Below are 13,959 nucleotides of genomic sequence, written 5' to 3'. Positions count from 1 at the left end.
CGTATAGCCTCCCCGGCCGAGGCAGGCAACCCACATTCTGCATCCTGGCGCCGATTATGTGGCGGGAAGAGACTCGGCCGCTTTCTTGCGGTTGTGCCAGCTCTCCATCAGTTGCAGCACCGTCGCCGCCGTTTCCTCGATCGAGCGGCGGGTGACGTCGATCGTCGGCCAACCGCGGCTGTTGCAGAACCGCCGCGCCCACAGCAGCTCGGCCTTGACCGCGTCCTCGTCGACGTATTCCGAGTTGTCCTGCCGCATCGGCCCGGTATGCGCGCCGCCGCCAATCAGGCGCAGGCGGTGGCGGCGGATGTCGATCAGCGCCTCGGGCGCCAGGGTCAGGCCGATGACCGGGCACTTCACCTCCTCCAGGCCCGGCGGCGCCGGCAGGGCCGGCACCAGCGGCACGTTCGCCGCCTTGATGCCGCGGTTCGCCAGGTAGAAGCATGTCGGCGTCTTGGAGCTGCGGGAGACGCCGACCAGCACGACGTCGGCCTCGGCCAGGCCGGGCTGCGCCTGGCCGTCGTCGTGCGCCAGGACGTAGTGCATGGCGTCGATGCGGGAGAAGTAGTCGGCGTTCAGCACGTACTGCCGCCCCGGCCGCGCCTCGGCGGTCTGGCCGATGGCTTCCTGCAGCACCTCGATGACCGGATCGAGCACGTTCACCACCTTGACGTTCAGCCGCTGGCAGGTGGTGTCGAGCTCGGCGCGCAGGGCGCGGTCGATCAGGGTGGACAGCACCGGGCCGGGCTCGGCCTCGATGCCTTCCATGACGCGGTGGAGCTGGAAGCGGGTGCGGATCAGGCTCCAGCGGTGATAGACGATGTCCGCTTGCTCGAATTGAACGGTGGTCGCCCGGGCGATGGCGTTCAGCGTCTCGCCGGTAGCGTCCGAGACCAGGTGCAGGTTGATCCGATGCGTGTCCATGGCGCAACCATATCCGGGTTGCGGCGGTTCGCCACCAACTATTGATGGCTGTGCCGTCGTTGAGTGGGAAGCGGGGGACGGGCCGGGCCGGCATCGCGATGGGGGAAAATGGGGATGATCCGTTGGCCCTCCGTCATGGCCGGGACACGCCCGGCCATCTGCGCTTCAACGGTGGGGGGGGTGGATGGCCGGGACACGCCCGGCCATGACGGAGAGAGAACGGTCCCGGCCGCCTACTGCCTCGCCTTGGTATAGGGATAGATGATCGCCCCGTCCTTCAGTGGCGGCGGATCCAGGATTGTCTCGGTCTTGCCCGGGTCCCTGAACTGCGCCAGGTCGTTGCCCTTCACGTCGTGGAACTGCACCTCCATCACCCGCGCCTCGGTCCACTCGCCGTCCGGCCCGAAGGTGATGTCACCGGTAATGGTATGGATGGTGTGCGAGCGCAGGTAGTCGGCGAGCTTCTCCTGGTCCAGGCTCTTCGTCCCCTCGACCGCCGCCTGCAGAACCTGCATGTCGGCATAGGCGAACGGCGGCAGGTAGTAGCCCAGCACGTCGACCCCGGCCGCGGGCGCCTGCGCCTGGTAGCGCTTGAGGAAATCCATCGCCGCGGGCGTGGCGAGCTTTCCCGTGGGCAGCCAGAACTCATAATCGACGACGCCGTTCATCAGCGGGCCGAGCTGCACCTTGAGCGGCGTATACTGCAGGCCGACCATGCCGCCGCCGAAGAGTTTCGTCTGCAGGCCGACTTCACTGGCGGCGCGCAGCATGCCGACGGTATCGGGCGGATAGGACGCGACGAACACCAGGTCCGGGTTGGTGACCTGGATGGCGCGGATGATCGGGCTGTAATCGGCGGTCGCCGGCGGATAGGTCCGGTCATAGACGATCTTCAGCCCAGCCTCCTTGGCCAGTTGACGCACGCCGTCGATGGCATTGTGCGCGAATTCCGCATCGGCGCCGACGATCGCCAGTGTCTGCGGCTTCGGCGTCTGCGCCATGGCGACACTGAAGAAGGGTTTGGCGAAGCTCTGCTTCGGATGCGGCCCGCCGGTCGGCACGATCGAGAAGTAGTTCGGATAGTGGAACTCGGAATTGGCATCCAGCGCGAACAGCCCCAGGAAGGTGCGCTGGTGCTGGATGATCACCGGCAGCGCCGGCACCACCATGTTGGTGCCGTAGCCGCTGATCACCAGGTCGACGTGATCGACGTCCAGCAGCTTGGTGTACAGGCCCGGCACCGTCGCCGGATTAGACTGGTCGTCATAGTACACCAGCTTGACCGGCCGCCCGAGCAGGCCGCCCTTGGCGTTGACCCCCTCGGCCCAGATCTGCATCGCCAGCAGCGCGGCCTTGCCGCTCGGCGCCAGGCCACCGGTCAGCGCCATGCCGAGGCCGATGGTGATGGGATCGGCCGCGCGCGCGGCGGCCGGAGCGGCACAGGCGATGACGGCCGCCAGCATGGCGCCGCCCAGATGCTTGAGCATGACGTGGTTTCCTCCCCGTTATTGCGCGGCATCCTAGGGCGACGCCGCGGCGTGTGGCAAAGCACGCTGTTTCGACCTATGCTCCGTGGCATAAAAACCCGCGGGAGGCCATGATGCAGGACCTGGACGAATTCACCGTCACCGACGCCGCCCTGGCACAGATGGAAGCGACGGCAAGCCCCCGGCTGAAGCAGATCATGGACGCGGCGGTGCGCCACCTGCACGCCTTTGCCCGCGACGTGGACCTGACGCCCGAGGAATGGCTGCAGGGCATCCAGTTCCTGACCGCCGTCGGCCAGGCCTGCACGCCGATAAGGCAGGAGTTCATCCTGCTGTCGGACGTTCTGGGCTTAAGCGCCGTGGTCAACGCGCTGCACGACCGGAAAGCGCGCGAGCTTGGCAGCCAGAGCAGCCTGCTCGGCCCGTTCTACCGCGAAGGCGCGCCGGCCCTGCCCCTCGGGGCGCAGATCGTGCACAACCCGACGGCGCCGGAGATCGTCCTGTACGGCACGGTCACCGACAACGCCGGCACGCCGGTACCGAACGCGCTGATCCAGGTCTGGCAGACCAGCGAGCGCGGCTTGTACGACCTGCAGGAAGGCCACGGCGACGTCATGGACATGCGCGGCAACTTCCGCACCGGCGCCGACGGGAAATTCCACTTCCGCACCGTCCGGCCGCTGGGCTACTCGATCCCGATGGACGGGCCGGTGGGCGCGCTGGTGCACCGGCAGAACCGCCACGGCATGCGCCCGTCGCACATCCACTGCCTGATCAGCGCCAACGGCTACCGCGAGCTGGTCACGGCGCTGTATTTCGCAGACGATCCGAATATCGGGTCCGACACGGTGTTCGGCGTGTCGCAATCCCTGGTGGTGCAGGCGGCGGATGATCCCGCCAGCCCGTTGCCCGGTCTGCAGGCGGTTCGCTACGACTTCCGCCTGGCTCATGCCGCGCCGGGCGAAACCGGCCGGGTCGGCGCGGACCCGTCGAAGCTGGCGAAGGCGGCCGAATAATGGCCCGCCACATCGTCGATATTTCCTCGCCGCTGAAGGCCGGGATCAAAAGCGATCCGCCGCACATGCTGCCGAAGATCGACTACATGGACCACCGCCAGACTGCTCCGGCGATGGCGGAATACATGGGGGTCCGCATCGACCAGTTTCCCAACGGCGAGTTCGCCGCGGTGGAGCAGGTGCAGATCAGCACCCACAACGGCACCCACATGGACGCGCCGTGGCACTTCTTCTCCCGGATGAACGAGGCGCTGACGCCGGGCGGCGAGCCGTCGTGGCGGATCGACGACGTGCCGCTGGACTGGTGCTACCAGCCCGGCGTCAAGCTCGATTTCCGCCATCTGCCCGACGGCTACGTCGCCACGCCCGGTGATGTCGAAGCCGAACTGAAGCGCATCGGCCACGACCTGCGCCCGCTGGAGATCGTCGTCGTCAACACCGCCGCCGGCGCTCGTTACGGGGAGGACGATTTTATCGATCGCGGCTGCGGCATGGGCAGGGCGGCAACGCTGTGGCTGGCCGAGCGCGGCGTGCGCGTCGTCGGCACGGATGGCTGGAGCTGGGATGCGCCGTTCTCGTTCACTCGGGAAAAAGTGAAGGCTACCGGCGACGTGTCGCTGATCTGGGAGGGCCACCGCGCCGGGCGGGAGATCGGCTATTTCCAGATGGAGAAGCTGGGGAACCTGGCGGCGCTGCCGGGAGATGGTTTCGACATTGTTTGCTTTCCGGTGAAGGTGCATCGCGCCTCGGCCGGCTGGACGCGGGCGGTGGCGATCTTCAACGCGTAGCGGAACATCGTCGGGATTTTCCCGGACGCTGCGGCAGACTGCAGACCGGTTGAGAGGCGCGGCGATCGCCTTTGGCCCACCGCGACCACAGGTCGAAACAAACTCTTCTCTGCGTACTCTGCGCTCCGCTCGGCGATCTCTGCGTTGAATCGCGGTGGTCGGAGCGCCACCGGTGCTTCAGGTTGGGCGACTCATGGGCAATACCGTCCTTTGTTGCAGCACCGCATTTTTCAACGCAGAGATCGCCGAGCGAAGCGCAGAGCGCGCAGAGAAGCGATTCAAGCCACCTGTGGTCGCGATGGCCGGTTCGCTTGCCGTGGCTTGCTTACCAAGGAAACGGTCAATGGCGTGCCATCCTCGGTCATCATGCCGGCCCTGCGGCTGCCATGACGGGAACCTGAAGGTCTTCCGGAGCCGCCGTCACAGATCGGCCGGCTTCCCGCCTGTGCCGGCCAGCTTGCGGTCTTCAAGCCGGACCGGTTCGCCATCGTTCAAATGCTGGATGTGGTCGGTTGCGACGATGTCGCCGCTGCTCAGTCCCTTGGTGACGACCGTGTCCTGGCCGTGCTCGCCGCCAACCTCCACCTGCTGCATATGCGCCGTTCCGCCCTTGATCAGGTAGACGAGGTGCTGGTCAAGCTGCGTGAACAGCGCCCGGCTGGGCACGACCAGCTCATGCTGCGTCCCCGTCGTCAGCCGGACATGCAGGAATTCCCCCGGGACCAACCTGAAGTCGGCGTTGTCGACGACTGCGCGGACGAGCAGGCGGGCCGTTGTGACGTCGAACTGGTTATCGACTTCCCTGATACGCGCAGTGCGGTGTTCAATCTTGCCGTCAGGATCGACGATTTCCAGCTCGGGCGTTCCGCCCGACGCCAGCGCGGCCTGCACAGCCTGCGCGTCCGGCTGCGAAAGAGCCACCTGAATGCGGATCGGATTGAGCTGGATCAGCCTGACAAGGTTGCTCTGATCGGCCATCACAAGGTCGCCGACGTTCACATTGGTGATGCCCGTGCGTCCGTCATAGGGCGCGCGAACGTTGGCATATTTCAGGTTGAGTTCCTGTCGCGCGATCTGCGCCGCGGCAATGGCGACCTGGCCTTCCGCCTGGTCGCGGTTGCGCTGCGCGGTCTGGAATCGCTCCTGCGAGGCAAACCCTTTGCGCGCGAGCGGCTTGTACCGGTCCACCTGCGCCTGGTAGAATTCCACGGATGCTTGCGCTTCCTTGCGCCTGCCGGTTGCCTGTGCCAGCGCGACGACGAAGGGACGCGGATCAATCCTGAACAGCACGTCGCCGGCCTTCACGCTTTCCCCCAGCTTGAAGTTCCGCTCGATCACATATCCGGTGACCCGTGCGCGCAACTCCGTGTTCAGCGGCGAGACGACAACGCCGGTGTAATCCGACTCTATCGGCAACGCGACGCGCCGCACCTCGGCCGCCTGGATTTCCAGCGGTTTCGGCTGGGTTTTCTGACTTTGGCGGCTGCTTCCGAACGGAGGTAGCCCGAGCACGAACCATCCCGCCGCCACGCACAGGACGGCGGCGCTCCCGATGCTCCACCACAGCAGCCGTCGCGGCATTTCGTCTCCGGTTGTTCTGAAGCAGTCGCAACGTGCAACTCCGGCACGGGGCTCGCGTTCCCTGCCCAGCATTTCGCCGATCGATTCCTCCTGAAAGAAGGCGGCGTTCGGGTCGAGCCTTGGAGGAGCGATGCTGTCCTACTTCGTCAGGCGCCCGATCTTCGCGTCCGTCATATCGATCATTCTGGTGATCGGCGGCGGCGTGTTCCTGATGACGCTGCCGATCGCGCTGTATCCCCGGATCACGCCGCCGACCATCCACGTGACTGCGGTATTCACGGGCGCCAACGCTGAGGCGACCGCGAAGACCGTCGCGATCCCGCTGGAGCAGCAGATCAACGGCGCGCCCGGCATGATCTACCTGGCGTCCATGAGCAACAATGACGGCGAATGCGATATCACCGTCACGTTCCGGATTGGTTACAGTCTGAACGCGGCGGCGGCCGAGGTGCTGACCCGCGTGAACCAGGCCTTGAGCCAGTTGCCGCAGACGGTGCAGCGAAGCGGCGTCAAGGTCACCAAGGCGACGCGGCAGCAACTGGCCATCGTCGTCCTGCACGGCGACAAGGACCATCCGTTCGACCAGCTGTTCCTGAGCAACTGGGCGGAAACCCGGGTCATCAAGGCGCTGAAGCGCGTCTCCGGCATGGGCCGCGTGCACAACATCAACAAGCGGATCTACGCGATGCGGATCTGGCTCGATCCGCTCAAGATGGAGGCGTACGGCGTTGATCCGCAGATGGTGGTCAATGCCGTCTCGGCGCAGAACACGCAGGTTGTGGCCGGCCGGCTGGGCGGGCCGCCAACCGATGGCCATCCGCCCGGTTATACGCTGATCCTGTCGGGACAGGAACGACTCCAGCACGCGAGCGAATACGACGACATCATCCTCCGTGCCCGCCCTAATGGGGCCGTGGTCCGCATCAAGGACGTCGGTCACGCCGAACTGGGGGCGGAAGACTACACGGCCGGGTCGGAATTCTCCGGGCTGCCGGCAGCCGCGATCCAGCTCTACCAGGTGCCGGGCGCGAATGCCATGCAGGTGATGGCCGGCGTGCGCAAGACGATGCAGGAAGCCGCACAGCGATTTCCGCCCGGCATGACCTATACGATCACGGTTGACCGCACGCAGATGATCCGGGCGTCGATCCGGGAGGTGATCAAGACCCTCGGCATGGCGATCGTCCTGGTGATCGCGGTCATTTTCCTGTTCCTGCAGAACTGGCGGGCGACGCTGATCCCGTCGATCGCCATTCCGGTCGCGCTGATCGGCGCCTTCATGCCGATGGCGCTGTTCGGGTTTTCCATCAACACGCTCAGCCTGCTCGGCCTGATACTGGCCGTGGGACTGGTCGTGGATGACGCGATCGTGGTGGTGGAGAATGTGCAACGGAACATCGAAGACGGCAAGGACCCGAAGCAGGCCGCCGAGCAGGCCCTGTCGGAGGTCGGCGAGCCGGTGATCGCGACGGTGCTGGTGCTGCTGGCGTTGTTCGTTCCGGTCGCATTCGTTCCGGGGCTGACCGGGCGGTTCTACAACCAGTTCGCCCTGACGATTGCCGTTGCCGTCGCGCTGTCGGGACTTGTATCGCTGACGCTGACGCCGGCCCTGTGCGCCCTGTTGCTGAAGCGGTCCGAAAACAGGACGCAGTCCCGATGGTGGCACAAGCCGGTGGACTGGTTCAACGCCGGGCTCGAGCGGCTGAAATCGGCGAACGGGCGGGCCATCGAATGGCTGTCCGGCCATGTCTGGATCGCGATCGCGGGCCTTGTGGCCGTAGTCGGCGCCGCGATCCTGTTTCTGCTGATCGTCCCGAGCGGTTTCATTCCGATCGAGGACCAGGGCTTTTTCTTCGTTGACGTGCTTCTGCCGAAGGGCGCCACGCTCGGCCGGACCCAGGCGGTGGAGCGCCGGGTCGCGGGCTGGATCCGGCGGCAGGAAGGCGTGGCCAATACGCTGTCGGTCTCCGGCCAGAACGACCTGACGAATGTCGCCGGCCTGCAGCTTGGCTCGATCTTTCCCGCATTGAAGCCCTGGAGCCAGCGTTCGGTCAGCGCCGGTGACCTGATCGCGGACGTCAGGCGGCATTTCGCGGATGATCCGGATGCGATCATCCGCGCGAACCAGCCGCCCCCTGTCCCCGGCCTGGGCGCGCTAGGCGGCCTGACGTTCGAGATAGAGGACCGCAGCGGCAGCGGCGGGCGGTCCCTGCGCCAGGCGGCCGACAAATTCATCGCCAAGGTGCAACAGCTCAAGGCGGTTGCGCACGCCGAGCCGACGACGGAAAGCGGCATGCCGGAGCTGCAACTGGATGTCGACCGCGCGCGGGCCGCCCAGTTGGGGGTCAGTCTGTCGGACCTGTTCACGACGATTGGAACGTATACGGGCTCAACCTTCGTCAACCTGTTCGACCGTTTCGGATATGAATACCATGTCTACGTCGAAAGCGAAGCCAGCGGCCGGCGGACACCGAAGAACCTGGACAGCCTGACGGTGCTGAACGCCGACGGCCGGCCGGTGCGCCTTGGCTCGGTGGTGCGCACGCATTTCCAGACCGGCCCGACGGCGGTATGGCACTATGACACGTATCCGACGATCGAGGTGAACGTCACGGATGCGCCCAATGCCAGTTCGGGCCAGGTGATCGCCGCCATCGGCAAGCTGGCGCAGAACGAGCTTGGCCACCAGTACGCGCTGAAATGGACCGATGTCGCCTACCAGGAACGGAAAACCGGCGGCTACGCGCCGATCATCTTCGCGCTGGGCGTGATCATGATCTTCCTGGTGCTCGCGGCGCAGTTCGAAAGCTGGCTGCTGCCGTTTGTCATTATCCTGGCGGTGCCGATGGGGGTATTTGGCGCCTTGCTGGCCCTGTGGCTGCGGCAGCTCGATCTGAATATCTTCGCCCAGGTGGGGTTGCTGATCCTGGTCGGACTGGCGGCGAAGAATTCGATCCTGCTGGTTACCTTCTCCCGCCGGGTGCGGGGCAACAACGAAGGGATCGTCAAGTCGGCGGCGGATGGCGCCCGCCTGCGGCTGAGGCCGATCCTGATGACGTCGCTGGCGTTCACGCTGGGGAACGTGCCGCTGGCGATTGCCACCGGCGCCGGCGCGCATGCGCGGATTGCCATTGGCACGACGGTGATTGGCGGCATGCTGACGGCGACCGTGCTGGTGCTGCTGCTCAATCCGGTGTTCTATATCGTTGCGGAACGTTTCCGCTCGCGCCGGGGCTACGCCGATACGGGCGAGACCGAGGAAGACGCAAAGGCTACGGCTGATCCGGCCTGATGCGGCGGCGGAGCCCTTTCCAGTCCGCGGCTGACGGCCTGCGCATTCGCACGGTTCAAAAATTGATCTGGTAAGCAAAGTAGGTGTGGAACCGGTCGGCATTCGCGCCATTGACCAGGCCGCGCCCGACAGCGAAGTAAAGCTGTTGATTATTACCGAGCTTTAACTTCCCGCCGACGTTGAAGGCGACAACATCCTTCAGCCCTGTCTGGGGGGAGCTCTGGTAGTACAACTCCGCGCCCAGTCGAAGCGGCTGCGTAATCTCCCGCGTCAAAGACGCGCCGGCGAACCCATAGCTCTTCTCGCCGCTGCCAGGATTGATGCCCACCGCCAGGTTACCGACGGCGTTCCATGGACCGAAATCCTTTTCGGCTATCAGCGGCAGGTAGCCGTGCATGTAGCTCGTGCCGATGTGGTGGTCGCCCAACGCGGACGGGAAGCTCAGTTGCGGCCCCACACCGATTGACGGTATCCAGGATTCGTTGCTGCTGTCATGGATGCGGTAGTTCAGCACCACCGTTGTCGATCCACAATTGTAGTACGTGCTGCTGCCAATGCTCAGCTCGACCGGTATGGCGATATCGACTTCAATGTCGTTGTGGAAGCGATAAAACCCCTCGAAGCGAGGCAGGTCGAACAGGGCGTACCCCTGCTGAAGGGTGTAGGTCGTCACGGCACGGAAGCCGGTTTGGCCGGGATCGACGGAGAACAGACTCTCGGTCTGGAATGGCGCTGTGAACGCCAATGCCCGGCTCGCGCTGCAGACCGCTATCAACGCAACGGCAAGCCTGCCGGCCAGGCGGCGCGCGGACCGCCGCTGCGGCCTACGTCTCGTGGGACGGCGGCATGATCTGCCTGTTCGGAAGCGGAATGCCGGGTTCGACCTGTCGAGGCAGCCAAGCGTCGATGCGCCTGCGCAGCCATCGCCTTGAAGTCTCAACGTATGGATGCACAAATGTCGTTCCACTGGCAAGAAGAATGAAACGTATGTCCACAACAGGGGCGTCCCGCCCTGGATGCGCCGGCGCCTGTATCAGATACAGGGAACAACTGGCGGCGCCAACCACCACAAGCGGTTTTGTGTGCAAGAGCGACGGAACCATGCTGTCAGATACTGAGCGCAAGGCGGTTGAACAGGGGGATCGCCGGCAGGCCGACCGGCGAGATTGTCATGAACGAGACCACCCAAGGCAGCGAGCGCGATCAGGATCATTGTCCTGGGCCAGTCCTGCAGTTCCATCTGTCGCGTCATCCGGCCAGGCAGGCCTCCGGTGTCGCCGTCGGCGACAGGATGCCGGCCGGAAGCAATGGAGGCCGTGCCCGCGGCTCCGGCGCCGGCAGCGCGGCTGTCCAGCGCAAGCAGGGCCGCTTCCGGCGCCATTCATCCAACCGTGACCGCAGGTCGCAATAAATTCTTCTCTGCGGGCTCTGCGCCCCGCTCCGCGCGCTCTGCGTTGAATCGCGGTGGCCGGGGCGCCACCGGCGTTTCAGGTTGGGCGCCTCACCGGCAACGCCGTTCTTTGTTGCGGCACCGCATTTTTGCAACGCAGAGCGCGCAGAGCGGGGCGCACCAGAGCACGCAGAGAAGGGATTTCGAATGGCCTGCGCCCGCATTGGCCTGGCATCGATCGCGGCGCCGTGCGGATCAACACCACCGCGCCCGGAATATCGCTACATAACCGCCACCCTTTCCGCTCGTCATGCAAGCCGTCCCGCCGGCCGGAGCGGTTGCAGCATCGGCGTCTCCCCTGAAGCCATATCCCAGGACAATGCAATGCACCTCGATAACGAAATCGTGCAGGCGCGAACGGGCCAGCCACGCTGCCCAGCAGGGTCCCGCCCTCGCGCCGAGGCTTGCGGAACGGGCCCCGGTCCGTCACACCATGCCGCGTGCGGTGCCGACCATCCGCCGCCCCATGCTGCCTGCCGCCAGCGAGTACACTGCCGCCGATGCTGTTCAACTCCCAGGTCTTCATCGTCTTCTTCCTGCCCGCCGTGCTCGGGCTGTATTATGCGCTCGCAGCGAACCGCCCCGCGCGGCAGGCCGTGGTGGTGCTGGCCTCGATCGGCTTCTACGCCTGGTGGGACGTGCGCTTCGTGCCACTGCTGGTTGGCCTGACGCTGGCCAACTGGCTGATCGCGCAGTGGTTCGGCGTCTGGCGGCGCGGATGGATTCCGCTGCTGGGCGTGGCAATGAACCTGCTGGCGCTGGCGCTGTTCAAATACGCCGATTTCCTGCGCGGCACGGTGTTCGGCCTGCTCGGCGAGCCCTGGCTGCCGTGGTCGCTGATCCTGCCGCTGGGCATCAGCTTCTTCGTGTTCCAGAAGATCTCCTATCTGATCGACCTGCGTCGCGGCGACCGGCACATCTACGGCTTCCTCGACTTCTGCATGTTCGTCACCTTCTTCCCGCAACTGATCGCCGGTCCGTTGGTGCGGCATAACGAGATCATCTATCAGTTCGACGCGGACCCGAAACGGCCGCAGATGTGGGAGAACCTGTCGCGCGGCTTCATCCTGTTCCTCATCGGCGTCACCAAGAAGGTCGCGATGGCGGACACGTTGGCGATGCCGGCGGACGCGCTGTTCCGGCAGGCGCAGCACGGCGTGCTGGGCGCGGCCGGTGCCTGGGTGGCGACGGCGGCGTACACGTTGCAGATCTATTTCGATTTCTCCGGCTATTCCGACATGGCGATCGGGCTCGGGCTGATGTTCGGGCTGCGGCTGCCGTTCAACTTCAACGCCCCGTACCGCGCCGTCTCGGTGCGCGACTTCTGGCGCCGCTGGCACATGACGCTCAGCCGCTTCCTGCGCGACTACCTGTATATCCCGCTCGGCGGCAACCGGGTCGGCCCGGCGCGGCAGGTGGTGAACGTCATCGCCACGATGCTGCTGGGCGGGCTGTGGCACGGCGCGAACTGGACCTTCGTCGCCTGGGGCGGGCTGCACGGCGGCGCCCTGGCGGTGAACCACCTGTGGGAGGCGCGCGGCCGCCGCCTGCCCACGCCGCTGGCCTGGCTGCTGACGCTGCTGTTCGTGATGGCGGGCTGGGTGCTGTTCCGCTCCCCGGATTTCACCCATGCGGGGCAGATGCTGCTCAGCATGGCCGGGCTGCACGGCGCCGGGCACGTGTCGCTGGACCGGGAATACGTCATCGCCCTGGTGGCGGGCGCCGGCATCGCCCTGCTGGGGCCGGTCAGCCAGGACGCGGCGCTAGCCCGGCTGCGACCGGCGCCCTGGCTGGCGGTCCCGGCCGGCGCGCTGCTGGCCTATCTGCTGTTGCTGGTCGGGGGGCGCCTGCCCAATGTCTTCATCTACTTCCAGTTCTGACGCCCCGGCCCAAGCCCCGGCCGCCTGGCGCCGCTTCTTCCGGCTGGCGGCCGGCTCGACGGTGGCGTGTGCCGCCGTGATCTTTCTGTTCGTCGTGCTGGTCGATCCCTGGGGCATGCTGCCGCTGTCGCCGCCGTTCGACCGGGTGCCGGTCACCGGCAACCAGCGCTTCTCCTATCCGATGCTGGCACGCTCACCGCAGTTCGACAGCGCGATCCTGGGCACCTCCACCAGCCGCCTGCTGCGGCCCGCGGCGCTGGATCCGGTGTTCGGCGCCCGCTTCGTCAACCTGGCGATGAACGCGGCGACGCCGTTCGAGATCTCCAGCCTGTTCACCGTCTTCCGCCGCGCCCACAAGCAGCCGAAGGTCGTCCTTCTCGGCCTGGACTTCCCCTGGTGCGCCACCGGGGACAGCTATCAGAAACTGACCGAGCGCGAGTTTCCCGCCTGGATGTACGGCCGCGACCGCTGGCGCGGCTATGGCGAGATGTTCAACCTGTTCACGGTGCAGGAGGCCGGCAAGCAGTTCGGCGTGCTGACCGGCCTGAAGCGGCCGGACATGGGGCGTGACGGCTACACCCGCTTCGTCCCGCCGGACTCGCAATACGACCCGGCGCGGGCGTTGGCGCATCTGCGGGCCGACGGCGTCGTCGTGCCGCTCGGCGAACGGACGGGGCCGCCGGAGACGTGGCGCTTCCCCGCCCTGGAGGTGCTGCGCGACGATTTGTCGCGGTTGCCGGCGGAAACCCATCGGATCCTGTTCTTCACTCCCTACAACCACCGCCTACTGGCCCCGCCGGGCAGCGCGGCCGCGGTGGTGTGGAACGAGTGCAAGCGCCGCGTGGCCGGCATGGCGCGGGACCTGCCGCACACCGAGGTGGTCGATTTCATGCTGCCAAGCCCGATCACCAATAACGACGGCAACTACTGGGATGGCCTGCACTATCGCGTCGCCGTCGCCGATCGGCTGGCGCGGGATCTGGAGGCGGCGGCGCGCGGGGAGACGTCGGCGGATTATCGCTTGCTTTCCGGCCCGTCCGGGCCTTGATAAGCAGCGGATAACCTGCCTGAAGGATGAGTGCGATGTCTGTATTCCGCGTGCCCGACATGCATTGCGACGGCTGCGTCCGTTCCGTGACCGGCGCCGTGCGCGACCTGGACGAGAAGGCAACGGTGCAGGCCGATCTGCAGACAAGGCAGGTGCGGGTGGAGACGACGGCGTCGGACGAGGCCGTGGCGGCGGCGATCCGCGAGGCGGGTTTCACCGTCGAGGGCTGACACGGCCGCTGGGCGGCATGCGGCCTAGGGCGTGTCGTCAATTGGAGCCAGCCGAGTGGGTCTGGGCTGCAACAGTGCGGCGGAATCGTTGATCAACAAGCGGCTTCCCGATTCCAGCAGCCCCGGTTCTTCGATTCATAGGCAGTCAGCTTTGGAGAGGCTGACCGATGCATCGACATGCCTTGCGCGACGACCAGTGGGAGCGGATCAAGGACCATTTGCCGGGCCGTCCGGGGTCCGTTGGCGTGACCGCTGCGAACAAC

At 66.0% G+C, this 13,959-nt stretch carries 10 protein-coding genes and 1 pseudogene; 7 read left to right on the top strand and 4 right to left on the bottom strand.

The annotated features are described in order from the left end of the window. Positions 1-54 precede the first annotated feature (54 nt). The gene (locus CCS01_RS03730; RefSeq protein ID WP_104517482.1) at positions 55-924 is read right to left on the bottom strand and encodes a pyruvate, water dikinase regulatory protein; all 870 of its coding nucleotides are present in this window, start codon (positions 922-924) and stop codon (positions 55-57) included. 233 nt (positions 925-1,157) lie between these two features. Beyond that, positions 1,158-2,411, bottom strand: coding sequence for an amino acid ABC transporter substrate-binding protein (locus CCS01_RS03725; protein ID WP_204848132.1), 1,254 nt, complete (start codon positions 2,409-2,411; stop codon positions 1,158-1,160). A gap of 110 nt (positions 2,412-2,521) precedes the next feature. Between CCS01_RS03725 and CCS01_RS03720 the strand changes: the two genes are divergently transcribed. Then, positions 2,522-3,427 carry a dioxygenase family protein gene (locus tag CCS01_RS03720; RefSeq protein ID WP_239991993.1) on the top strand — a complete coding sequence of 302 codons (906 nt, stop codon included), beginning with the start codon at positions 2,522-2,524 and terminating at the stop codon, positions 3,425-3,427. Then, entirely contained in the window at positions 3,427-4,215 is a 789-nt protein-coding gene (locus CCS01_RS03715) for a cyclase family protein (protein WP_104517481.1), read from the top strand. The genes CCS01_RS03720 and CCS01_RS03715 overlap by 1 nt, the downstream gene beginning before the upstream one ends. A gap of 420 nt (positions 4,216-4,635) precedes the next feature. Here CCS01_RS03715 and CCS01_RS03710 read toward each other — a convergent pair whose 3' ends face one another. Continuing rightward, complete coding sequence (locus CCS01_RS03710) at positions 4,636-5,796, bottom strand: efflux RND transporter periplasmic adaptor subunit (protein WP_158258213.1); 1,161 nt, start codon at positions 5,794-5,796, stop codon at positions 4,636-4,638. A gap of 130 nt (positions 5,797-5,926) precedes the next feature. On the opposite strand from CCS01_RS03710, the gene CCS01_RS03705 reads away from it, so the two are divergent. Continuing rightward, positions 5,927-9,088, top strand: a complete 3,162-nt coding sequence (locus tag CCS01_RS03705) for an efflux RND transporter permease subunit (RefSeq protein WP_104517479.1) — start codon at positions 5,927-5,929, stop codon at positions 9,086-9,088. Positions 9,089-9,143: 55 nt separating this feature from the next. On the opposite strand, the gene CCS01_RS03700 is transcribed toward CCS01_RS03705, so the two are convergent. Continuing rightward, entirely contained in the window at positions 9,144-9,833 is a 690-nt protein-coding gene (locus tag CCS01_RS03700) for a hypothetical protein (RefSeq protein WP_104517478.1), read from the bottom strand. A 1,205-nt stretch (positions 9,834-11,038) separates the two neighbouring features. Here CCS01_RS03700 and CCS01_RS03690 point away from each other — a divergent pair. From CCS01_RS03690 to CCS01_RS34975, 4 genes and pseudogenes are all read left to right on the top strand, one after another. Then, on the top strand, positions 11,039-12,418 hold the full coding sequence (locus CCS01_RS03690) for an MBOAT family O-acyltransferase (protein WP_104517476.1): 1,380 nt from the start codon (positions 11,039-11,041) through the stop codon (positions 12,416-12,418). 76 nt (positions 12,419-12,494) lie between these two features. Beyond that, positions 12,495-13,466 carry a hypothetical protein gene (locus CCS01_RS03685; protein WP_104517475.1) on the top strand — a complete coding sequence of 324 codons (972 nt, stop codon included), beginning with the start codon at positions 12,495-12,497 and terminating at the stop codon, positions 13,464-13,466. A gap of 35 nt (positions 13,467-13,501) precedes the next feature. Then, positions 13,502-13,696 carry a heavy-metal-associated domain-containing protein gene (locus CCS01_RS03680; RefSeq protein ID WP_104517474.1) on the top strand — a complete coding sequence of 65 codons (195 nt, stop codon included), beginning with the start codon at positions 13,502-13,504 and terminating at the stop codon, positions 13,694-13,696. 167 nt (positions 13,697-13,863) lie between these two features. Further along, a pseudogene (locus CCS01_RS34975) lies at positions 13,864-13,959 on the top strand (IS5/IS1182 family transposase); the annotation flags it as partial.

It is taken from the genome of Rhodopila globiformis (assembly GCF_002937115.1).
GTDB lineage: Bacteria > Pseudomonadota > Alphaproteobacteria > Acetobacterales > Acetobacteraceae > Rhodopila > Rhodopila globiformis.
This window is presented reverse-complemented; position numbering and strand designations above follow the sequence as displayed.